This is a genomic window from Paenibacillus shenyangensis (genome assembly GCF_000346635.1).
In the GTDB taxonomy this organism is placed as follows: domain Bacteria; phylum Bacillota; class Bacilli; order Paenibacillales; family Paenibacillaceae; genus Saccharibacillus; species Saccharibacillus dauci.
Window position 1 is genome coordinate 36138 of sequence record NZ_AOIG01000031.1, and the last position, 20468, is coordinate 56605.

General features: G+C 45.8%; 29 protein-coding genes. All 29 read left to right on the plus strand.

Annotated elements, in window-relative coordinates:
• Positions 1-78: 78 nt before the first annotated feature.
• The 29 genes from rpoC to H065_RS0122615 all read left to right on the plus strand — a co-directional run bounded on the left by rpoC (position 79) and on the right by H065_RS0122615 (position 20465).
• Positions 79-3693, plus strand: a complete 3615-nt coding sequence (gene rpoC, locus H065_RS0122480; protein WP_017815356.1) for a DNA-directed RNA polymerase subunit beta' — start codon at positions 79-81, stop codon at positions 3691-3693.
• Positions 3694-3931: 238 nt separating this feature from the next.
• The gene (locus tag H065_RS0122485; RefSeq protein ID WP_017815357.1) at positions 3932-4180 is read left to right on the plus strand and encodes a ribosomal L7Ae/L30e/S12e/Gadd45 family protein; all 249 of its coding nucleotides are present in this window, start codon (positions 3932-3934) and stop codon (positions 4178-4180) included.
• Between the two features lie 137 nt (positions 4181-4317).
• On the plus strand, positions 4318-4737 hold the full coding sequence (rpsL, locus tag H065_RS0122490; RefSeq protein WP_017815358.1) for a 30S ribosomal protein S12: 420 nt from the start codon (positions 4318-4320) through the stop codon (positions 4735-4737).
• A gap of 49 nt (positions 4738-4786) precedes the next feature.
• On the plus strand, positions 4787-5257 hold the full coding sequence (gene rpsG, locus H065_RS0122495; RefSeq protein WP_017815359.1) for a 30S ribosomal protein S7: 471 nt from the start codon (positions 4787-4789) through the stop codon (positions 5255-5257).
• A 50-nt stretch (positions 5258-5307) separates the two neighbouring features.
• Entirely contained in the window at positions 5308-7380 is a 2073-nt protein-coding gene (gene fusA, locus H065_RS0122500; protein WP_017815360.1) for an elongation factor G, read from the plus strand.
• 112 nt (positions 7381-7492) lie between these two features.
• Positions 7493-8683 carry an elongation factor Tu gene (gene tuf, locus H065_RS0122505; RefSeq protein WP_017815361.1) on the plus strand — a complete coding sequence of 397 codons (1191 nt, stop codon included), beginning with the start codon at positions 7493-7495 and terminating at the stop codon, positions 8681-8683.
• A gap of 327 nt (positions 8684-9010) precedes the next feature.
• On the plus strand, positions 9011-9319 hold the full coding sequence (gene rpsJ, locus H065_RS0122510) for a 30S ribosomal protein S10 (protein ID WP_017692074.1): 309 nt from the start codon (positions 9011-9013) through the stop codon (positions 9317-9319).
• A gap of 45 nt (positions 9320-9364) precedes the next feature.
• Positions 9365-9988 carry a 50S ribosomal protein L3 gene (rplC, locus tag H065_RS0122515; protein WP_017815362.1) on the plus strand — a complete coding sequence of 208 codons (624 nt, stop codon included), beginning with the start codon at positions 9365-9367 and terminating at the stop codon, positions 9986-9988.
• 25 nt (positions 9989-10013) lie between these two features.
• Complete coding sequence (gene rplD / locus H065_RS0122520) at positions 10014-10637, plus strand: 50S ribosomal protein L4 (protein ID WP_017815363.1); 624 nt, start codon at positions 10014-10016, stop codon at positions 10635-10637.
• On the plus strand, positions 10637-10930 hold the full coding sequence (gene rplW, locus H065_RS0122525) for a 50S ribosomal protein L23 (RefSeq protein WP_017815364.1): 294 nt from the start codon (positions 10637-10639) through the stop codon (positions 10928-10930). The genes rplD and rplW overlap by 1 nt, the downstream gene beginning before the upstream one ends.
• A 12-nt stretch (positions 10931-10942) precedes the next feature.
• Positions 10943-11773 (plus strand): 50S ribosomal protein L2, encoded by an 831-nt coding sequence (gene rplB, locus H065_RS0122530; protein ID WP_017815365.1) that lies wholly within the window; start codon positions 10943-10945, stop codon positions 11771-11773.
• Positions 11774-11835: 62 nt separating this feature from the next.
• Positions 11836-12114 (plus strand): 30S ribosomal protein S19, encoded by a 279-nt coding sequence (gene rpsS / locus H065_RS0122535; RefSeq protein ID WP_017815366.1) that lies wholly within the window; start codon positions 11836-11838, stop codon positions 12112-12114.
• 35 nt (positions 12115-12149) lie between these two features.
• Complete coding sequence (gene rplV, locus H065_RS0122540; protein WP_017815367.1) at positions 12150-12497, plus strand: 50S ribosomal protein L22; 348 nt, start codon at positions 12150-12152, stop codon at positions 12495-12497.
• 15 nt (positions 12498-12512) lie between these two features.
• Positions 12513-13178: a 30S ribosomal protein S3 gene (gene rpsC / locus H065_RS0122545; protein WP_017815368.1), complete on the plus strand. Its 666-nt coding sequence runs from the start codon at positions 12513-12515 to the stop codon at positions 13176-13178.
• 2 nt (positions 13179-13180) lie between these two features.
• On the plus strand, positions 13181-13615 hold the full coding sequence (gene rplP / locus H065_RS0122550) for a 50S ribosomal protein L16 (protein ID WP_017815369.1): 435 nt from the start codon (positions 13181-13183) through the stop codon (positions 13613-13615).
• The gene (rpmC, locus tag H065_RS0122555; protein WP_017815370.1) at positions 13605-13805 is read left to right on the plus strand and encodes a 50S ribosomal protein L29; all 201 of its coding nucleotides are present in this window, start codon (positions 13605-13607) and stop codon (positions 13803-13805) included. Before rplP ends, rpmC begins: the two co-directional genes overlap by 11 nt.
• Positions 13806-13857: 52 nt before the next feature.
• Positions 13858-14121 (plus strand): 30S ribosomal protein S17, encoded by a 264-nt coding sequence (gene rpsQ, locus H065_RS0122560; protein WP_017815371.1) that lies wholly within the window; start codon positions 13858-13860, stop codon positions 14119-14121.
• A 37-nt stretch (positions 14122-14158) separates the two neighbouring features.
• Positions 14159-14527 (plus strand): 50S ribosomal protein L14, encoded by a 369-nt coding sequence (gene rplN, locus H065_RS0122565; RefSeq protein WP_017815372.1) that lies wholly within the window; start codon positions 14159-14161, stop codon positions 14525-14527.
• A 53-nt stretch (positions 14528-14580) separates the two neighbouring features.
• Complete coding sequence (gene rplX, locus H065_RS0122570) at positions 14581-14937, plus strand: 50S ribosomal protein L24 (RefSeq protein WP_017815373.1); 357 nt, start codon at positions 14581-14583, stop codon at positions 14935-14937.
• Positions 14938-14970: 33 nt separating this feature from the next.
• Entirely contained in the window at positions 14971-15513 is a 543-nt protein-coding gene (gene rplE, locus H065_RS0122575) for a 50S ribosomal protein L5 (protein ID WP_017815374.1), read from the plus strand.
• A 68-nt stretch (positions 15514-15581) separates the two neighbouring features.
• Positions 15582-15767, plus strand: a complete 186-nt coding sequence (locus H065_RS27525) for a type Z 30S ribosomal protein S14 (RefSeq protein WP_013312154.1) — start codon at positions 15582-15584, stop codon at positions 15765-15767.
• A gap of 32 nt (positions 15768-15799) precedes the next feature.
• Positions 15800-16198, plus strand: a complete 399-nt coding sequence (gene rpsH, locus H065_RS0122580) for a 30S ribosomal protein S8 (protein WP_017815375.1) — start codon at positions 15800-15802, stop codon at positions 16196-16198.
• 31 nt (positions 16199-16229) lie between these two features.
• Positions 16230-16772 (plus strand): 50S ribosomal protein L6, encoded by a 543-nt coding sequence (gene rplF / locus H065_RS0122585; RefSeq protein WP_017815376.1) that lies wholly within the window; start codon positions 16230-16232, stop codon positions 16770-16772.
• Between the two features lie 82 nt (positions 16773-16854).
• On the plus strand, positions 16855-17220 hold the full coding sequence (gene rplR, locus H065_RS0122590; protein WP_017815377.1) for a 50S ribosomal protein L18: 366 nt from the start codon (positions 16855-16857) through the stop codon (positions 17218-17220).
• Positions 17221-17247: 27 nt separating this feature from the next.
• Complete coding sequence (gene rpsE, locus H065_RS0122595) at positions 17248-17745, plus strand: 30S ribosomal protein S5 (protein WP_017815378.1); 498 nt, start codon at positions 17248-17250, stop codon at positions 17743-17745.
• A 12-nt stretch (positions 17746-17757) separates the two neighbouring features.
• Complete coding sequence (gene rpmD, locus H065_RS0122600) at positions 17758-17943, plus strand: 50S ribosomal protein L30 (RefSeq protein ID WP_017815379.1); 186 nt, start codon at positions 17758-17760, stop codon at positions 17941-17943.
• Between the two features lie 46 nt (positions 17944-17989).
• The gene (rplO, locus tag H065_RS0122605; RefSeq protein WP_017815380.1) at positions 17990-18430 is read left to right on the plus strand and encodes a 50S ribosomal protein L15; all 441 of its coding nucleotides are present in this window, start codon (positions 17990-17992) and stop codon (positions 18428-18430) included.
• Positions 18430-19728, plus strand: coding sequence for a preprotein translocase subunit SecY (secY, locus tag H065_RS0122610; protein WP_017815381.1), 1299 nt, complete (start codon positions 18430-18432; stop codon positions 19726-19728). The genes rplO and secY overlap by 1 nt, the downstream gene beginning before the upstream one ends.
• 92 nt (positions 19729-19820) lie before the next feature.
• Positions 19821-20465, plus strand: a complete 645-nt coding sequence (locus H065_RS0122615) for an adenylate kinase (protein WP_026136398.1) — start codon at positions 19821-19823, stop codon at positions 20463-20465.
• The last annotated feature ends 3 nt before the right edge of the window (positions 20466-20468 follow it).

A 20468-nucleotide genomic window follows, 5' to 3' on the forward strand; every position in this document is an offset into this window, starting at 1 on the left:
CATCAGACGGTGCGTTGGGATTTGTGCGGAATACAGAGCTTTACAATAAATAGGATTTGGCCTTAGGAGGGGTGTCTCTTGATAGACGTTAACAATTTCGAATTTATGAAAATTGGGCTTGCTTCCCCAGACAAAATTCGTTCTTGGTCCCGCGGAGAAGTTAAAAAACCGGAGACAATCAACTACCGTACGCTTAAACCAGAGAAAGACGGTCTGTTCTGTGAACGTATTTTCGGACCAACCAAAGACTGGGAATGTCATTGCGGTAAATATAAGCGCGTACGTTACAAAGGTGTAGTCTGTGACCGTTGTGGCGTTGAAGTAACACGTGCCAAAGTACGTCGTGAACGTATGGGACATATTGAGCTGGCAGCTCCTGTATCCCACATTTGGTATTTCAAAGGTATTCCGAGCCGTATGGGTCTTGCACTCGATATGTCTCCAAGATCCCTGGAAGAAGTTATTTACTTCGCATCTTATGTTGTTACTGATCCAGGCGAGACACCACTGGAGAAGAAACAGCTTCTCTCTGAAAAAGAATACCGCAGCTACCGTGAAAAGTATGGCTACGGATTCCATGCAGGTATGGGTGCAGAAGCGATCAAGCGACTGCTTCAAGACCTTGATCTGGACAAAGAACTGGAATTCCTGCGTGAAGAGCTGCGTACCGCTCAAGGCCAACGTCGTAACCGTGCGATCAAACGTCTTGAAGTTATCGAAGCTTTCCGTAATTCCGGCAACTCTCCGGATTGGATGATCATGGATGTTCTGCCGGTAATCCCGCCGGAAATTCGCCCGATGGTTCAGCTGGATGGTGGACGTTTTGCGACATCTGACCTGAATGACCTGTATCGTCGTGTAATTAACCGGAACAACCGTCTGAAGCGCCTGCTGGATCTGGGTGCTCCTGACATTATCGTACAGAACGAGAAACGTATGCTGCAAGAAGCAGTAGATGCCTTGATCGATAACGGCCGTCGCGGACGTCCGGTAACAGGTCCGGGTAACCGTCCTCTGAAATCCCTCAGCCATATGCTGAAAGGTAAACAGGGTCGTTTCCGTCAGAACTTGCTCGGTAAACGTGTCGATTATTCTGGTCGTTCCGTTATCGTCGTAGGTCCTTACCTGAAAATGTACCAGTGTGGTCTTCCAAAAGAAATGGCACTGGAACTGTTCAAACCATTCGTAATGAAAGAGCTGGTTAATAAAGGCCTGGCTCATAACATTAAGAGTGCAAAACGCAAAGTTGAACGCGTAAGTCCAGAAGTATGGGATGTACTGGAAGAAGTAATCAAAGAACACCCAGTTCTTCTGAACCGCGCACCGACGCTGCATAGACTCGGTATCCAGGCATTCGAACCTATTCTGGTTGAAGGCCGTGCAATCCGTCTTCACCCGCTCGTATGTACAGCGTATAACGCTGACTTTGACGGTGACCAAATGGCGGTTCACGTACCATTGTCTGCTGAAGCACAAGCGGAAGCCCGCCTGCTGATGCTGGCATCCGGTAACATCTTGAACCCTAAAGACGGCAAGCCGGTTGTTACACCTTCCCAGGATATGGTCCTTGGCTCTTATTATCTGACTATGGATAATATGGAAGCCAAAGGTGCCGGCATGATCCTGCGTACAGTCAATGAAGCCGTATCCGCTTATCAACGTGGAACAGCGTCCCTGCATGCACGTGTAGCGATCCCTGCCAAAGCATTGGGTAAAACCAGCTTTACGGAAAAACAACAATCCGGTATGTTGATCACAACTGTCGGACGGATTATCTTTAACGAGATCTTCCCTGAGTCTTTCCCTTATATCAATGAACCGACTCGTGCCAACCTGTATCAGGGTATCCCGGATCACTACTTCATCTATGAAAAAGGTACAAACGTACTGGAATTCATGAAGGCAGTTCCGCAAACTGGCGCGATCGGCAAAGAATATCTCGGTACAATCATTGCACGCTGTTTCGAAGTCTACCATACAACACTGACTTCCGTGATTCTGGATAAAATCAAGCAGCTGGGCTTCACGTATTCCACTCGTGCGGGTATTACCGTTGGTGTGGCAGACGTTGTTGTTCCACCGGAGAAAACAGCATTGCTGGCTGAATCCGATAAAAAAGTTGCAGTTATCACGAACCAGTATCGTCGTGGTCTGATCACGAACGAAGAGCGTTATGATCGTGTTATCGAAATCTGGTCCCGTACGAAGGACGAGCTGACAGACATCCTGATGAAATCGATGGATCGTTATAACTCCATCATGCTGATGGTTGATTCCAAGGCGCGGGGTAACAAATCCCAGATTACTCAGCTGGGTGGTATGCGTGGTCTGATGGCCAACCCATCCGGTCGTATTATCGAGCTCCCAATCAAATCGAACTTCCGTGAAGGTCTGACAGTCCTCGAGTACTTCCTGTCTACTCACGGAGCGCGTAAAGGTCTGGCGGATACAGCACTTCGTACTGCTGACTCCGGTTATCTGACTCGTCGTCTCGTTGACGTAGCCCAGGACGTAATCGTACGTGAAGATGATTGCGGAACAGACAAAGGATTTATCGTTAGTCGTATCCAGGATGGTAAAGAAGTTATCGAAGATCTGTATGACCGTCTGGAAGGACGCTATTGCTTCGAGACTGTTCGTCATCCGGAGACAGGCGAGATTCTTGCTAGCCGCAATGAACTGATTGATTCTGACAAGGCTGAAGCTATCGTGGCTGCTGGCGTCAATAAAGTACAGATCCGTTCTGTACTGAGCTGTCGTACAAGACACGGGGTATGTAAGAAATGTTACGGTCGTAACCTGGCAACTGGTAAACACGTTGAGATCGGTGAAGCGGTTGGTATTATCGCAGCACAGTCCATCGGTGAACCAGGAACTCAGTTGACAATGCGTACGTTCCATACCGGTGGTGTAGCCGGAGATGATATCACTCAAGGTTTGCCGCGTATCCAGGAGCTGTTTGAAGCCCGTAACCCTAAAGGTCAGGCGACAATCAGTGAAATCGATGGCGTGGTTAAAGAGATCCGCGAAGCCAAAGACCGTCGTGAAATCGAAGTCGAAGGTGAAGCAGAAACCAAAGTCTACTCCGTTACCTACGGTTCCCGCCTGCGTGTAAGAGAAGGCATGGAAATCGAAGCAGGGGACGAGCTGACAGACGGTTCCATCGATCCAAAAGAAATGCTGCGTATCAAAGGTATCCGCGGCGTTCAGAACTACATCCTGCAGGAAGTACAGCGCGTATACCGTAACCAGGGTGTAGAAATTAACGATAAGCACGTTGAAGTTATGATCAGACAGATGCTGCGCAAAATCCGTATTGTGGATAACGGCGAAACTACGCTGCTGCCAGGCTCATTTGTGGATATCTATGAATATGAAGATGCCAACAAAGTGGCCATTATGGGAGACCGTGAGCCAGCTGTTGCCAAACCGGTATTGCTCGGTATTACCAAAGCATCCCTGGAGACAGATTCCTTCCTGTCTGCTGCATCCTTCCAGGAGACTACTCGTGTCCTGACCGATGCTGCAATCAAAGGTAAAGTCGACAAATTGCTGGGTCTGAAAGAGAACGTTATTATCGGTAAGCTGATCCCTGCAGGTACGGGTATGAACCGTTACCGCAGTGTTCAGTTCGAAGAACCGGAAACAGTAGAAGGAAACGAAGAGAATCTGGAAACTGTAACCGTAGAATAGTTGCAAATATCAGTAAACGATTGACTGTGAGAGCAGTGAATTGATATGATATACAGTAGGGTTTACGCCGGGAAGCTATCTTTCCCGGTGAAACCACTGCTTTATCCATATAATTATCCCCACAATTCTTTATAGAACATTCAACTTATCTATTGACACTAACCGTATGGTAATGCTAATATAGCAAAGGTGCGTGAATAGAGCGCTGATCCCTGATCTTTTGGAGGGAATCGTTAAGATGACTAATGATAAAGGATTACAGGATGCCCGTATTAAGATCGGCACCAAGCAGACAATGCGAATGGTCGAAACGGGGCAAGCTGATGAAGTCTATGTTGCGCAGGATGCAGAGCAGCATCTCATTTCAAAGATCGTGCAATTGTGTTCCAAGCACTCTGTCAGAATCACTTATGTAGATACGATGAAGGAACTGGGCAAAGCATGTGGAATCGAAGTGGGAAGTGCGATGGCTGTTGTCCTTAAATAATGCAATAAGGAACGTTTTTGCTAGTCAGAACGGCAGGCAAAAACTTTTCATTTGTTCTTTTATGAACCGCCTGGGTCTGTGGGCTTAACAATCGGTTTACAAAAGAACTGAAAATATGGGAAGGGGGTGGCAATACAATGCCAACTATCAATCAATTGGTCCGTAAAGGACGTCAAGCGAAAATCGAGAAATCGAAATCTCCTGCACTGCAAAAAGGGTTTAACGCTCTGAAGCGTCAAGAGACAAACCTGAGTGCTCCACAAAAACGTGGTGTATGTACTCGTGTAGGTACGATGACTCCGAAAAAACCTAACTCCGCGCTTCGTAAGTATGCTCGTGTACGTTTAACTAACCGTATCGAGGTTACTGCTTACATTCCGGGTATCGGTCATAACCTTCAAGAGCACAGCGTAGTACTCGTACGCGGTGGCCGGGTTAAAGACTTACCAGGGGTTCGTTATCATATCGTTCGTGGCGCGCTGGATACAGCAGGCGTTAACAACCGTATGCAAGGTCGTTCCAAATATGGTACAAAACGTCCTAAAGAGAAAAAGTAATTCGATAGTGCAGAAATCTGCACTGCACATTTAAGAAAGGGGGATAAACATGCCAAGAAAAGGTCCAGTTACCAAAAGAGACGTGTTGCCTGATCCGGTTTATAACAGCAAGCTTGTTACTCGCCTGATCAACCGCATCATGATCGACGGAAAACGTGGAGTTGCTCAAAGCATTCTTTATAACGCGTTCAACCTGATCCAAGAACGTACAGGAAATGATCCTATGGAAGTATTCGAGGCGGCAATCAAAAACATCATGCCGGTTCTCGAAGTTAAAGCTCGCCGTGTCGGTGGTGCTAACTATCAAGTACCTATCGAAGTTAAGCCGGAGAGACGTACTTCCCTTGGTCTGCGTTGGCTCGTAAACTACTCCCGCAACCGCGGCGAGAAGACTATGGAAGAGCGTTTAGCAGCAGAAATCATCGATGCATCCAATAACACTGGCGCATCCGTGAAAAAACGTGAAGATACACACAAAATGGCTGAAGCGAACAAAGCGTTTGCTCACTACCGCTGGTAGGATTCAAGCCAATTTTCAAAAATTCCTATTTTTGAAGGGAGCACCTATTCATGGCAAGAGAGTTCTCCTTGAAAAATACACGTAATATTGGTATCATGGCACACATTGATGCCGGTAAAACAACCACTACAGAACGTATCTTGTTCTATACAGGCCGTACGCACAAAATCGGTGAAGTTCACGAAGGCGCTGCGACAATGGACTGGATGGAGCAAGAACAAGAGCGCGGTATTACGATTACATCCGCGGCTACGACTGCTCAGTGGAAGGGCCACCGCGTTAATATCATTGATACTCCAGGTCACGTTGACTTCACTGTTGAAGTTGAACGTTCCCTGCGTGTATTGGACGGGGCCGTAGGCGTATTTAGTGCGAAAGAGGGCGTTGAGCCACAATCCGAGACTGTTTGGAGACAAGCAGACCGTTATGGTGTACCTCGTATCGCTTATGTCAATAAAATGGATATTATCGGTGCTGATTACCTGAACGTAGTTAAAGACATGCGCGATCGTCTGCAAGCGAACGCAGTAGCGATTCAATTGCCGATCGGTGCAGAAAATGACTTCGTAGGTATTATCGATATTATTGAAATGAAAGCCATCCAGTACAAAGATGATCTGGGTAAAGATCCGGTAGATATCGAGATCCCAGCCGATCTGAAAGATACTGTTGATGAGCTTCGTATGGAACTGGTAGAGAAAGTATCAGAACTGGACGAAGATCTGATGATGAAATACCTTGAAGGAGAAGAGCTGACGGTTGACGAAATCAAATCTGCTCTCCGTAAAGGTGTTTGTGATGTTAAGATCTTCCCTGTAATCTGTGGTTCCTCTTACCGCAACAAAGGTGTTCAGCCGATGTTGGATGCAGTTATCGATTACCTGCCATCGCCACTGGATGTACCGGCGATCAACGGTCAACTCGAAGACGGTACAGAAGAAATTCGTCATTCTTCGGATGAAGAACCATTCTCTGCACTGGCATTCAAAATCATGACTGACCCTTATGTTGGTAAACTGACATTCTTCCGTGTATACTCTGGTGTACTGCAATCCGGTTCTTACGTTCTGAATGCTACTAAAGGCAAACGCGAACGTATCGGTCGTATCCTGCAGATGCACGCTAACAGCCGTGAAGAAATCAGCGTAGTTTACGCTGGTGATATCGCTGCAGCTGTTGGTTTGAAAGATACAGGAACTGGTGATACACTGTGTGATGAGAAGAATCCGGTTATCTTGGAGTCCATGAACTTCCCTGATCCGGTTATCGAGATCGCAGTTGAGCCAAAAACCAAAGCAGACCAAGATAAAATGGCAACTGCTCTGGGTAAATTGACGGAAGAAGATCCAACTCTGCGCGCTTCTACTAATGAAGAAACAGGACAAACTATCCTGGCAGGTATGGGTGAGCTTCACCTTGATATCATTATCGACCGTATGCGTCGTGAATTTAAGGTTGAAACTAACGTAGGTCAACCACAGGTTGCTTATCGTGAAACATTCCGTCAGCCAGCTCGCGTCGAAGGTAAATTCGTACGTCAATCCGGTGGTCGTGGTCAATACGGTCACGTATGGGTTGAATTCGAACCTCTCGAAGCAGGTACTGGTAACCAATTCGAAAGCAAAATCGTCGGTGGTTCCGTACCAAGAGAATACGTTGGTCCTGCACTTCAAGGTATCGAGGAGCAAATGAAGAACGGTGTTCTTGCAGGCTTCCCGGTTGTAGACGTAAAAGCTACAGTTGTAGACGGATCTTATCATGATGTCGATTCCAACGAGATGGCATTTAAAATTGCCGGTTCGATGGCATTGAAATCCGCAAAAGACAAGTGTAAACCTGTCCTGCTGGAGCCAATCATGAAAGTTGAAGTTACAGTACCAGAAGAGTACATGGGTGACGTAATGGGTATGCTGAACTCCCGTCGCGGCCGTATCGAAGGTATGGATTCCCGCAGCGGTACTCAAATTATCCGTGCAAAAGTACCTCTGTCCGAAATGTTTGGATATTCCACAACACTTCGTTCCGGTACACAAGGACGCGGCGTGTTCTCCATGGAACTTTCTCATTATGAAGAAGTACCTAAGAGCATTGCTGAAGCAGTTAGTGCAAAAGCTAACGGCTAAGTCCGAATTATGTTTTCACTTATGGAGTAGGCAGGAGGCGGTTTGACCGCTTTCTGATCCATATTCCATAACAAAAATAAACAACACTACCTTCAAGGAGGAACTGTTTAAAATGGCAAAGGCTAAATTTGAACGTAATAAACCGCACGTTAACATCGGTACTATCGGTCACGTCGATCATGGTAAAACAACTCTGACTGCTGCAATCACAACTGTACTGTCCAAAACTTACGGTGGTGCTGCTGTAGCATTCGATCAAATCGATAAAGCTCCTGAAGAGCGCGAGCGCGGTATCACTATCTCTACTGCACACGTAGAATACGAAACTCCTAACCGTCACTATGCACACGTTGACTGCCCTGGTCACGCTGACTATGTTAAAAACATGATCACTGGTGCTGCACAAATGGACGGAGCGATCCTGGTTGTATCCGCAGCTGACGGCCCTATGCCACAGACTCGTGAGCACATCCTGCTGTCCCGCCAAGTAGGCGTACCTTACATCGTAGTATTCCTGAACAAATGCGACATGGTAGAAGACGAAGAGCTTCTGGAACTGGTTGAAATGGAAGTTCGCGATCTGCTGAGCGAATACGATTTCCCAGGCGACGATACTCCAATCACTCGTGGTTCTGCTCGTGAAGCACTGGCTAACCCTGATGGCGACTGGGCTAAGAAAATCGTTGAAATGTTCGAAACAATCGATACTTACATTCCAACTCCAGAACGCGACACTGACCGTCCGTTCCTGATGCCTGTCGAGGACGTATTCTCTATCACTGGTCGTGGTACAGTTGCAACTGGCCGTATCGAGCGTGGTACTGTTAAAGTCGGCGACGAGATCGAAATCGTTGGTATCCAAGAAGAAACTAAGAAATCTGTTGTTACGGGCGTAGAAATGTTCCGTAAATTGATGGATTCCGCTCAAGCTGGTGACAACATCGGCGCCCTGCTGCGTGGTGTAGACCGTGCACAAATCGAGCGTGGACAAGTACTGTCCAAACCAGGTTCTGTTAACCCGCATACTGAGTTTTCTGCTCAAGTATACGTTCTGACAAAAGAAGAAGGTGGCCGTCACAAGCCTTTCTTCACTGGTTACCGTCCACAGTTCTACTTCCGTACAACTGACGTAACTGGCGTTATCTCCCTGCCAGAAGGTACTGAAATGGTTATGCCTGGCGACAACATCACTGTTACTGTATCCCTGATCAATCCAATTGCGATTGAAGAAGGTACACGCTTCGCGATTCGCGAAGGTGGACGTACAGTTGGCGCTGGTGCGGTAGCTACCATCTCCAAATAATTAATCTTTCCGCGTGATCTTCGGGATCCGGAAGATTTAAATAAGCAACAATGTATTGTAACGAAGCAACATTGTATCCTAATCGAAAGTTAAGATGAGGCCTGCTTCCTTTGCAAAAAGGTGTAGGTCTTATTTTTTTATGGAAAGTTTCAAAAAAGACTTGCGCATCAACCAGCTTATCATATATAATAACTAATGTTGTGCTGAGACGTTGCGATGATGTGAGAGGTTACTGACACACCCGGCTCCTTTGCCATGAGCGGTGAGTTGGAAAATTTTCACGGAGTATGTCCGATAATAAATTGGGCGATAAAAGGAGGGACTAAAATGGCAAAGCAAAAGATTCGTATTCGCTTGAAAGCTTACGATCACAGAATTCTTGATCAATCCGCAGAGAAAATCGTTGAAACGGCTAAACGTTCCGGCGCAGGAGTATCCGGACCGATCCCGCTTCCGACTGAGAAACAAATCATCACTATTCTCCGTGCGGTGCATAAATACAAAGATTCTCGTGAACAATTCGAACAACGCACACATAAGCGTTTGATCGACATTGTTAACCCAACTCCACAAACTGTGGATGCTCTGATGCGTCTGGACTTACCGTCTGGCGTAGATATCGAAATCAAACTTTAATCCACATAGATGTGGTAATACGCAAAAGCGAAAAGAGGTGTCAACATGAAAGGTATCTTAGGAAGAAAACTTGGTATGACTCAAGTCTTTACCGCGGAAGGTAACGTTATTCCTGTAACGGTAATCGAAGCTGGACCATGTGTGGTTCTGCAGAAGAAAGACCTGGAAAATGACGGATACGAAGCGGTACAAATCGGTTTTGCTGATAAAAAAGCAAGCAGATCTAACAAACCGGAAGCAGGACATGCTACTAAAGCAAACACTGTGCCTAAGCGCTACGTTCGCGAAATTCGCGGTGTTGACCTCGCAAATGTCGAGGTTGGCCAGGAACTCAAAGCAGACTTGTTTGCTGAAGGTGAGTTCGTTGACGTAACGGGTATTTCCAAAGGTAAAGGTTTTGCCGGCGTTATCAAACGTTGGGGACAAAGCCGCGGACCAATGTCTCACGGTTCCCGTTATCATCGCAGACCAGGTTCCATGGGTTCTATCCAAGCGAACCGTGTACCGAAAGGTAAACGTCTGCCAGGTCACATGGGTCATGATACAGTAACGATCCAACGCCTCGAAGTTATCCGCGTGGATGCAGAGCGTAACGTAATTCTCGTTAAAGGCTCTATTCCAGGCCCTAAAAATAGCTTCGTTAAAGTTAAAGAAACGGTGAAAAAATAATTAAAAAAGAAAGGAGGAACATGAAATGCCCAAAGTAGCACTTTATAGTATCGATGGCAGCCAGGTTGGCGAAATCGAATTGAGCGATTCCGTATTCGGTATCGAACCTAATACTAGCGTGCTCCACGATGCAGTTGTTATGCAACGCGCTTCTCTTCGTCAAGGTACTCACAAAGTAAAAGGACGCTCTGAAGTTCGCGGTGGTGGACGCAAACCATGGAAACAGAAAGGAACTGGACGTGCTCGTCAAGGTTCTATCCGTTCTCCACAATGGAAAGGCGGCGGCGTAGTATTTGGACCAACTCCACGTAGCTATGCTTTCAAACTTCCTAAAAAAGTTCGTCGTTTGGCGATCAAATCTGCTTTGTCTTCCAAAGTAGTAGCTAATGAAATCATCGTTCTGGATGCACTGACTCTGAACAGTCCAAAAACTAAAGAGTTTGCAGCAATCCTGAACAACCTGAAAGTAGACCGTAAAGCATTGATCGTAGCTTCCGAGTACGACAATAACGTAGCTCTTTCTGCTCGTAACATCCCAGGTGTTAAATTTGTTGCAGCTGACGGTGTAAATGTTCTAGACGTGCTTGTGCACGATAAACTGATTCTGACGAAGGAAGCAGTTCAGAAGGTAGAGGAGGTGTTCGCGTAATGAAGGATCCACGCGATATAATCAAGCGTCCGGTAATTACTGAGCGTACTGCTGACTACATGAGCGAACTGAAATATGCTTTCGAAGTTGACATTCGTTCGAATAAAACGGAAATCAAAAAGGCAATTGAAGAAATCTTCAAAGTGAAAGTGTCTAAAGTTAACACTCTTCGCATGCCAGCTAAACCAAAACGTTATGGCCGTTACAGTGGTTATACTTCCGAATGGAAGAAAGCAATCGTAACATTGGCTCCAGAAAGCAAACCGCTTGAGTTTTTTGAATCTGTAGAGTAAGGAGGACAACCCGTGCCTATTAAAAAGTACAAACCGACATCCCCGGCTCGTCGTAATATGAGTGTTTCGACATTCGAAGAGATTACAACGAATCAACCGGAGAAAACGTTGCTGGCTCCGCTTTTCAAAAAAGCAGGCCGTAACAACCAAGGTAAAATTACTGTTCGTCACCACGGCGGCGGACACAAGCGTAAATACCGTATCATCGACTTCAAGCGTAACAAAGATGGAATACCAGGTCGCGTTGCTACAATCGAGTACGATCCAAACCGTACTTCTAACATCGCGCTGCTGCATTACGCTGATGGCGAAAAACGCTACATCATCGCTCCAAAAGGACTGAAAGTTGGAGATCAAGTATTCTCCGGTCCAGAATCCGATATCAAAATTGGTAACTCCTTGCCACTGGAAAACATTCCTGTAGGTACAGTTATCCACAATATCGAATTGAAACCAGGTAAAGGTGGTCAGCTCGTTCGCGCAGCTGGTACGGAAGCCCAATTGCTTGGTAAAGAAGAAAAATACGTATCTATCCGCCTGTCTTCCGGTGAAGTACGTCGCGTACTTAAAGTATGCCGCGCTACAATCGGTTCTGTAGGTAACGAAGATCACGAATTGATCAAAATCGGTAAAGCTGGTCGTAACCGCTGGTTGGGCAAACGTCCACAAGTGCGAGGCGTAGTTATGAACCCTAACGATCACCCACACGGTGGTGGTGAAGGTAAAGCTCCTATCGGTCGTAAATCTCCAATGTCACCTTGGGGTAAACCAACTCTGGGTTACAAAACTCGTAAAAAAGGTAAAGCTTCCGATCAATACATCATTCGCCGCCGCACGAAGTAAGATTTGTGCGTGAATGCTTGTAAAGTATGAAGTGACGAAAAGATGAAGGGAGGATTCAACCTATGAGCCGTAGTCTTAAAAAAGGTCCTTTCGTGGATGGATACTTGCTGAAAAAAGTGGAAGTTCTGGATGCTGACAACAAAAAAACAGTGATCAAAACTTGGTCCCGTCGCTCCACAATTTTCCCACAATTCATCGGACACACTTTCGCTGTCTATGATGGACGCAAACATGTGCCTGTATACGTAACGGAAGATATGGTCGGACACAAGCTTGGTGAGTTCGCACCAACTCGTACGTACAAAGGTCACACTGACGATGACAGAAAAACAAGACGTTAATATAGTGTTGTAAAAGTAAGAGAGGAGGTCACGCAATGCAAGCGAAAGCACATGCAAAGTTTGTACGCATCGCTCCGCGCAAAGTTCAACTGGTTGTTGACCTGATCCGCGGAAAGCAGGTTGGTGAGGCGATCGCAATTCTGCGTCACACACCAAAATCTGCATCTCCGGTAGTTGAGAAACTTCTTAACTCCGCAATCGCCAATGCTGAGTTCATCAGCACTGAGAAAAACGAATCTCTGGACGTGAACAACCTGTTCATTTCTGAAGCTTTCGTAAACCAAGGTCCTACTTTGAAGCGGTTCCGCCCTCGTGCAATGGGACGCGCAAGTAAGATCAACAAACGCACCAGCCACATTTCTTTGGTGGTAACTGAAAAATAAAAGGAGGGAAAACGTGTGGGCCAAAAGGTAAATCCCATCGGATTGCGTGTAGGTATTATCCGTGACTGGGAATCTAAATGGTATGCTGGTAAAGACTTCGGCGATCTTCTTCTGGAAGACGTTCGTATCCGTGAATACCTGAAGACGAAACTGAAGGAGTCCGCTGTCTCCCGAATCGAAATCGAGAGAGCGGCTAATCGCGTGAACGTTACAATCAACACTGCGAAACCTGGTATGGTTATCGGACGCGGTGGTTCTGAGGTTGAAGTACTTCGTAATGAAGTGACTAAAATCGCAGGCGGTAAAAAAGTTCACATCAACATTTCCGAAATCAAAAATCAGGAACTGGATGCTATCCTCGTTGCTGAAAGCATTGCACAACAACTGGAACGTCGCGTTTCTTTCCGTCGTGCTCTGAAACAATCGATCCAAAGAACTATGCGCTCTGGCGCTAAAGGAATCAAAACAGCCGTTAGCGGACGTCTTGGCGGTGCTGAAATCGCCCGTTCCGAAGGTTACAGCGAAGGAACTGTTCCACTGCATACACTTCGTGCTGATATCGATTACGGTACAGCTGAAGCTCATACAACTTACGGCCGTATCGGCGTAAAAGTATGGATCTATCGTGGCGAGGTTCTTCCTACGGCTAAGAAACAAGCTGCTCAGGAAGGAGGCAACTAATCATGTTGGTACCTAAACGTGTAAAACACCGTAAACAGCACCGTCCAGGAATGGCTGGTCGCGCTAAAGGCGGTACTGAACTGAACTTCGGCGAATTCGGCCTGCAAGCTACTGAGCCTGCATGGATCACGAACCGTCAAATCGAAGCTGCCCGTATTGCTATGACTCGTTATATCAAACGTGGTGGTAAAGTATGGATCAAAATTTTCCCGGATAAACCTATTACTCAAAAGCCTCTCGAGGTTCGTATGGGTAGCGGTAAAGGTAACGTAGAAAAATGGGTTGCCATCGTTAAACCAGGAAAAATTATGTTTGAACTTGCTGGCGTATCTGAAGAGATTGCACGTGAAGCAATGCGTCTGGCTTCTCATAAATTGCCGGTAAAAACTAAGTTTGTGAAACGTGAAGAATTGGGTGGTGAAGCAAATGAAGGCTAATGAATTGCGCAACCTTACCACTGCTGAAATCGAGCAAAAGATTGCTGGTTTTAAAGAGGAACTCTTTAACCTGCGCTTTCAACTTGCTACCGGTCAATTGGATAACCCTACTCGTATTAGCGCAGTCCGTAAGCAAATTGCACGTGCTAAAACAGTAGTTCGTGAAAGAGAACTCGGAATTACTTCATAATCCAATATTTGACGAGCTTGTGATTGCCGTCAGCTGAGGGAGGAGGCCCACTATGAGCGAACGTAATGCCCGTAAAGTACAGGTAGGCAAAGTTGTCAGCGACAAAATGGATAAAACTATTGTTGTAGCTGTAGAAACTTACAAGAAGCATGATCTGTATCACAAACGCATTAAGTACACTAAGAAATTCAAAGCTCATGATGAAAACAACACTGCGAAAATCGGTGACGTTGTTAAAATCATGGAAACTCGTCCACTGTCCAAAGATAAAAACTGGAGACTGGTGGAAGTTGTAGAAGAAGCAATCATCATTTGATGATTTGATATAAGTTGCCTGGAAGGAGGAACTAGAAATGATTCAACCATTTACACGTTTGGCTGTAGCCGATAACTCCGGCGCAAAAGAACTGATGTGTATTCGCGTATTGGGTGGTACTGGACGTCGTACAGCTGCTATTGGCGATACTATCGTGTGTTCTGTAAAACAAGCAACACCAGGCGGCGTTGTCAAAAAAGGTGATGTAGTTAAAGCAGTAGTTGTTCGTACGAAGAGCTCTGTACGTCGTAAAGACGGTTCTTACATCGCATTTGATGAAAATGCAGCAGTGGTAATCAAAGACGATAAAGGCCCTCGTGGTACTCGTATCTTTGGACCAGTTGCTCGTGAACTGCGTGATCGCGATTACATGAAAATCGTTTCCCTGGCTCCGGAAGTCATCTAAACGATACCGATATAAGGCCCTGTGCCTGAGTGAGTTATAGGAGGTGTACAGAAATGGCGAAAGTGAAAAAAGTGTTGGAGTCTCACAACAACAAACTGCACGTGAAAAAAGATGATACAGTTATCGTAATCAGCGGTAAAGACAAAGGTAAAAAAGGTCGCGTAATCGCTGCGTATCCTCGTGAAAATCGCGTACTGGTTGAAGGCGTGAATATGATCACCAAGCATCAAAAACCGACTCAGCTGAACCCGCAAGGTGGACGCATCGAGCAAGAAGCACCTATCCACGTTTCGAACGTAATGCACGTTGATCCTAAGGACGGAAAAAAAGTAACCCGTATTGGTTACAAAACACTGGATAACGGCAAAAAAGTTCGTGTGGCTAAGCGCTCCGGAGATACAATCGATTAATACTAATTGTTAAGGAAAGGAGGACCTTCCACAATGGCTTCAAGAATGAAAGAGATGTACCTGAACGAAATCGTACCTTCCCTGACTACGAAATTCAACTACACGACTGTTATGCAAGTCCCTAAAGTTGAAAAAATCGTTATCAACATGGGTGTGGGCGAAGCGGTATCGAACTCCAAAGTATTGGATTCTGCTGTAAGCGATCTGCAACTGATCTCTGGTCAAAAACCAGTTATCACTCGTGCTAAAAAATCCATCGCTGGATTTAAATTGCGTGAAAACATGCCAATCGGTGTTAAAGTAACACTGCGCGGCGATCGTATGTACTACTTCCTGGACAAACTGGTGAACATTACACTGCCTCGCGTACGTGACTTCCGCGGTGTATCTTCCAAAGCGTTCGACGGTCGTGGTAACTACACACTGGGTCTGAAAGAGCAGCTGATCTTCCCAGAGATCGAGTACGATAAAGTTGATAAAGTACGTGGTATGGATATCGTTATCGTAACTACAGCTAAAACGGACGAAGAGTCCCGTGAACTGCTGACCCAACTGGGTATGCCTTTCGTAAAATAATGTGAAATGTACGGGGTTCGAATATAAGCCCCTTTTTCTCCGAAAATCTTTAGGAGGTGTCAGGCGAAGTGGCTAAAACTTCAATGAAAGTTAAACAACAACGTACACCGAAGTTCAAAGTGCGTGCTTACACTCGTTGCGAACGTTGTGGTCGTCCACATTCCGTTTTGCAAAAGTTTAAAATTTGCCGTATTTGCTTCCGTGAATTGGCATACAAAGGCCAGATTCCTGGCGTGAAAAAAGCAAGCTGGTAAACCATTGATTAACAGGAAGGAGGTTCACACACATGTCTATGTCAGATCCAATTGCTGATATGCTTACTCGTATTCGTAACGCCAACACTGTGCGTCACGAAACAGTAGAAGTTCCAGCTTCTAAAATGAAGAAGCAAATTGCTGATATCCTGAAACGTGAAGGTTTCATTCGTGATGCTGAAATGGTTGAGGATAACAAACAAGGAATTATCCGTATTTTCCTGAAATACGGTCAAAATAACGAGCGTGTAATTACTGGCCTGAAACGTATCAGTAAACCAGGACTTCGCGTTTACACGAAGAGCAATGAAATCCCTCGCGTATTGGGTGGACTCGGAATCGCGATTATCTCTACTTCTAACGGAGTGGTAACCGATAAAGAGGCTCGTCAATCCAAAAGCGGCGGCGAAGTTATTTGCTACGTTTGGTAATTAACGTCATAAAATAAGGAGGTGCAACGCAATGTCCCGTATTGGTCGTAAACCAATTGAAGTACCTAGTGGTGTAGAAATCACTATGGATAACACTACTCTTACGGTAAAAGGTCCGAAAGGAACCCTGTCCCGTGAGCTTCACAAAGACATGAAAGTAAACGTTGAAGGTAACGTGATCACGATTGAGCGTCCTTCTGACAATAAACTTCACCGTTCCCTGCACGGAACAACTCGCAGTGTTGTGAGTAACATGGTGAGCGGAGTAACTACTGGTTTCTCCAAAGCTCTGGAACTGGTTGGTGTCGGATACCGCGCAAGCAAATCTGGCGATAAAATCGTTCTGAACGTAGGTTACTCTCACCCGGTAGAAATTACTCCGGAAGCAGGCATCGAGTTCGATGTACCTACTAACACTCGTATCGTAGTTAACGGTATCGATAAAGAGCGCGTAGGTGCTTACGCAGCTAAGATCCGCTCCGTACGCGAACCAGAACCTTATAAAGGTAAAGGTATCAAGTATGAAGGCGAACGTATTCTTCGTAAAGAAGGTAAAGCTGGTAAGAAAAAATAAGCTAGGGGATAATGGCTCATTACCCCAAGCAAGCTAGCTTGAAGCTGGCTCAGGTAAAATGAAGGGAGTGAAATATACAGTCATGATTACTAAAGCTGATAAAAATAAAGCTCGTCTGAAAAGACATCTGCGTGTTCGTAAGAACATCACTGGTACTGCTCAGCGTCCTCGTCTGAACATTTTCCGTTCTGCAAAACACATCTATGCTCAACTAATCGACGACGTGGCTGGTGTAACTTTGGTATCTGCATCCACTAAGGATAAAGATCTGAAAGACATCAAAAACGGCGGTAGTGTTGAAGCTGCTACTCAAGTAGGACAGCTGATCGCAAAACGTGCAGTTGAACAAGGACACGAGTCTGTTGTATTTGACCGCGGAGGCTATTTGTATCACGGACGGATTCAAGCCCTGGCAGATGCAGCTCGTGAAGCGGGTCTTAAATTCTAAAACATTGTAAAAAAGGAGGTAAACGACTTGCGTATTGATCCAAATACTTTAGAACTTACTGAAAGAGTAGTTCATATTAATCGTGTAGCTAAAGTAGTTAAGGGCGGACGTCGTTTTAGCTTTAGCGCGCTGGTAGTAGTAGGCGACGGTAAAGGCTGGGTTGGTGCTGGTCTCGGTAAAGCCGGTGAAGTACCTGATGCGATTCGTAAAGGTATCGAAGATGCTAAGAAAAACCTGGTACACGTTCCACTCGTAGGAACTACAATTCCTCACCTCGTAAACGGTAAATTCGGAGCAGGCCGCGTAATGCTGAAGCCAGCATCTGAAGGTACTGGAGTAATCGCTGGTGGTCCAGTTCGTGCCGTTCTGGAACTCGCTGGTGTAGGTGACATCTTGACAAAATCCCTGGGTTCTTCGAACTCCATGAATATGGTTAATGCTACGCTGGAAGGCTTGTCTCGCCTGAAACGTGCTGAAGATGTAGCTAAACTGCGTGGAAAAACAATCGAAGAGCTGCTCGGTTAAGGAGGGAATCACATGGCTAAATTGGAAATTACCCTCGTCCGTAGCGTGATCGGTCGTCCAGAAAACCAACGCGTCACTGTAAAAACTTTGGGACTGCGTAAACTGAACCATTCGGTCATTCAAGAAGACAATGCTGCTATTCGTGGCATGGTTAACCAAGTACAACACTTGGTATCTGTAAAAGAAATTCAAGGCTAATTGATCGAAAGATTAGCCTATTATCAATAAGGAGGTGCAACGAACGATGAAATTGCATGAACTTTCTCCAGCACCTGGTTCCCGTAAAGAACGTAAACGTGTCGGTCGCGGAACTAGTAGTGGTACTGGTAAAACATCGGGTCGTGGTCACAAAGGACAAAATTCACGCTCTGGCGGCGGTGTTCGTCCAGGATTTGAAGGCGGTCAAAACCCATTGTATCGTCGTTTACCGAAACGTGGATTTGTTAACCCAACCCGTAAAGAGTACGCACTGGTTAATGTAGCTGAACTGAACAGTCTGGCTGCTGATACTGAAGTTACTCCGGAATTCTTGATGGAGCAAGGCATTGTAAAAAGTGCGAAAAGCGGAATCAAGATCCTGGGCAATGGCGAACTGTCTGTAAAACTGACTGTAAAAGCGAATAAGTTCTCTCAATCTGCGGTAGAGAAGATCGAGGCTGCCGGCGGTAAAACCGAGGTGATCTAATGTTCAAGACCCTGACGAATATATGGCGGGTGGAGGATCTTAGAAATCGGATACTATTTACCCTGCTGGTACTGATTGTCTACCGTATCGGTTCGTTTGTACCAGTACCTGGAGTAAACACGGAAGTTTTCACTGCCACAAATAACCAGGGGCAAGAATTATTCGGTCTTTTAAATACCTTCTCCGGAGGAGCATTGTCTCGATTCTCGATCTTTGCCCTCGGGATTATGCCGTATATCACAGCGTCCATCATCGTACAGTTACTGTCGATGGATGTCATTCCGAAATTTGCGGAATGGGCAAAACAAGGGGAACACGGTAAAAAGAAGCTAGCACAGATTACTCGCTACGGTACAGTTATTCTGGGTCTGATTCAGGCCTTTGGTACATCGATCGGCTTTAACCGTCTATACAACACAGAAATGATTCCAGGTGCTACTATCTGGAGTTATGTTCTGATTGCACTTGTATTGACGGCCGGTACATCTTTCCTGATGTGGCTTGGCGAGCAGATCACTGAAAAAGGAATTGGTAACGGGATCTCGATTATCATCTTCGCGGGGATCGTGGCAGCAATTCCACAGCATATTCGTGATATGGTTCAATCGGATTTCTTGGCGCCAGGTCAAACGTTCATGAACGTTGTGAAACTGGTTGTCGTTGTTATTGTCGTAGTTTTGATTGTTGTCGGTGTTATCTTTATCCAACAAGGGATTCGGAAAATTCCGGTGCAATATGCAAAACGCGTTGTAGGTAACAAAATGTATGGCGGTCAGAATACACATATTCCACTGAAGATCAATTCAGCTGGTGTTATCCCTGTAATCTTCGCTGTATCCCTGCTTCAATTCCCGATCATTATAGCAAGCTTTTGGTCTACACATCTCTGGGCACAATGGATTACCAAGAATCTTTGGTATGATCAGCCGCTCGGTATGGTGCTGTATGTTATAATGATTATAGGCTTTACTTTCTTCTATACATTTGTGCAAATGAATCCTACACAAATGGCAGATAATATGAAGAAGAACGGTGGTTATATTCCAGGCGTTCGTCCAGGCAAGCCTACGGCTACCTACTTGACTCGTGTTATGACTCGTTTGACCATGACCGGTTCACTGTTCCTGGCGCTCATCTCGGTATTACCAGTATTCCTGGGAGCAATCTCGGGTCTGCCTAAATCCGTTCAGATCGGTGGTACTTCCCTTCTCATCGTTATCGGTGTTGCACTGGATACCATGAAAACGATCGAAAGCCAGCTTATCAAACGCCATTATAAGGGTTTTATCAATAAATAGACGGCAGGTTCCGGCTGAATGGGGTGTCCCATTCATATCCGGCACCTTTCGTGCTGTTCTTGCAAGAGTAGTTTTAGGGGGAGTGACGAAGCGTGAACATTATATTCATGGGACCTCCGGGAGCAGGTAAAGGAACACAAGCTGCTGTGATTGTGAAAGAGCTGGGTATTCCTCATATTTCTACAGGCGATGCATTTCGTCTGGCGATCAAACAGGAAACTCCCATCGGAGTAAAAGCCAAAGAATTCATTGACCAGGGTTTGCTGGTACCGGATGATGTAACCAATGGAATCGTGGAAGAGCGGCTCGCTCAACCTGACTGTGAAAAAGGTTTTTTGCTTGACGGTTATCCTAGAACTTTGGCTCAAGCTGAGGCGCTGGATAAAATGCTGGCGGCAATGGACCGTAAGCTGGACCACGTAATCAATCTAAAAGTAGACCGGGATAAGCTGCTCGTTCGTATTACTGGACGACGCATTTGCAGAACCTGCGGTGCTACTTACCACATCGTATTTAATCCGCCGAAGCAAGAAGGCGTATGTGATATCGATGGTGGGGAACTCTATCAGAGACCTGATGATAACGAAGAAAGTGTAGCAACCCGCCTTGACGAGTACGGTAACAAGACGGCACCTTTGCTCTCTTACTACGGAGATCGCAATCTTCTGAGAGATATTGATGGCGAACAAGGCATTGACGTAGTATCACAGGATATTGTGTCATTGCTGAGAGGTTAAGCG

What these genes read in the sequence shown, in the direction of transcription:
- H065_RS0122485 (WP_017815357.1), top strand. Translation starts at nt 3,932, where the DNA reads ATGACTAATGATAAAGGATTACAGGATGCCCGTATTAAGATCGGCACC.
- rpsL (WP_017815358.1), top strand. Translation starts at nt 4,318, where the DNA reads ATGCCAACTATCAATCAATTGGTCCGTAAAGGACGTCAAGCGAAAATC.
- rpsG (WP_017815359.1), top strand. Translation starts at nt 4,787, where the DNA reads ATGCCAAGAAAAGGTCCAGTTACCAAAAGAGACGTGTTGCCTGATCCG.
- fusA (WP_017815360.1), top strand. Translation starts at nt 5,308, where the DNA reads ATGGCAAGAGAGTTCTCCTTGAAAAATACACGTAATATTGGTATCATG.
- tuf (WP_017815361.1), top strand. Translation starts at nt 7,493, where the DNA reads ATGGCAAAGGCTAAATTTGAACGTAATAAACCGCACGTTAACATCGGT.
- rpsJ (WP_017692074.1), top strand. Translation starts at nt 9,011, where the DNA reads ATGGCAAAGCAAAAGATTCGTATTCGCTTGAAAGCTTACGATCACAGA.
- rplC (WP_017815362.1), top strand. Translation starts at nt 9,365, where the DNA reads ATGAAAGGTATCTTAGGAAGAAAACTTGGTATGACTCAAGTCTTTACC.
- rplD (WP_017815363.1), top strand. Translation starts at nt 10,014, where the DNA reads ATGCCCAAAGTAGCACTTTATAGTATCGATGGCAGCCAGGTTGGCGAA.
- rplW (WP_017815364.1), top strand. Translation starts at nt 10,637, where the DNA reads ATGAAGGATCCACGCGATATAATCAAGCGTCCGGTAATTACTGAGCGT.
- rpsS (WP_017815366.1), top strand. Translation starts at nt 11,836, where the DNA reads ATGAGCCGTAGTCTTAAAAAAGGTCCTTTCGTGGATGGATACTTGCTG.
- rplV (WP_017815367.1), top strand. Translation starts at nt 12,150, where the DNA reads ATGCAAGCGAAAGCACATGCAAAGTTTGTACGCATCGCTCCGCGCAAA.
- rplP (WP_017815369.1), top strand. Translation starts at nt 13,181, where the DNA reads ATGTTGGTACCTAAACGTGTAAAACACCGTAAACAGCACCGTCCAGGA.
- rpmC (WP_017815370.1), top strand. Translation starts at nt 13,605, where the DNA reads ATGAAGGCTAATGAATTGCGCAACCTTACCACTGCTGAAATCGAGCAA.
- rpsQ (WP_017815371.1), top strand. Translation starts at nt 13,858, where the DNA reads ATGAGCGAACGTAATGCCCGTAAAGTACAGGTAGGCAAAGTTGTCAGC.
- rplN (WP_017815372.1), top strand. Translation starts at nt 14,159, where the DNA reads ATGATTCAACCATTTACACGTTTGGCTGTAGCCGATAACTCCGGCGCA.
- rplX (WP_017815373.1), top strand. Translation starts at nt 14,581, where the DNA reads ATGGCGAAAGTGAAAAAAGTGTTGGAGTCTCACAACAACAAACTGCAC.
- rplE (WP_017815374.1), top strand. Translation starts at nt 14,971, where the DNA reads ATGGCTTCAAGAATGAAAGAGATGTACCTGAACGAAATCGTACCTTCC.
- rpsH (WP_017815375.1), top strand. Translation starts at nt 15,800, where the DNA reads ATGTCTATGTCAGATCCAATTGCTGATATGCTTACTCGTATTCGTAAC.
- rplF (WP_017815376.1), top strand. Translation starts at nt 16,230, where the DNA reads ATGTCCCGTATTGGTCGTAAACCAATTGAAGTACCTAGTGGTGTAGAA.
- rplR (WP_017815377.1), top strand. Translation starts at nt 16,855, where the DNA reads ATGATTACTAAAGCTGATAAAAATAAAGCTCGTCTGAAAAGACATCTG.
- rpmD (WP_017815379.1), top strand. Translation starts at nt 17,758, where the DNA reads ATGGCTAAATTGGAAATTACCCTCGTCCGTAGCGTGATCGGTCGTCCA.
- rplO (WP_017815380.1), top strand. Translation starts at nt 17,990, where the DNA reads ATGAAATTGCATGAACTTTCTCCAGCACCTGGTTCCCGTAAAGAACGT.
- secY (WP_017815381.1), top strand. Translation starts at nt 18,430, where the DNA reads ATGTTCAAGACCCTGACGAATATATGGCGGGTGGAGGATCTTAGAAAT.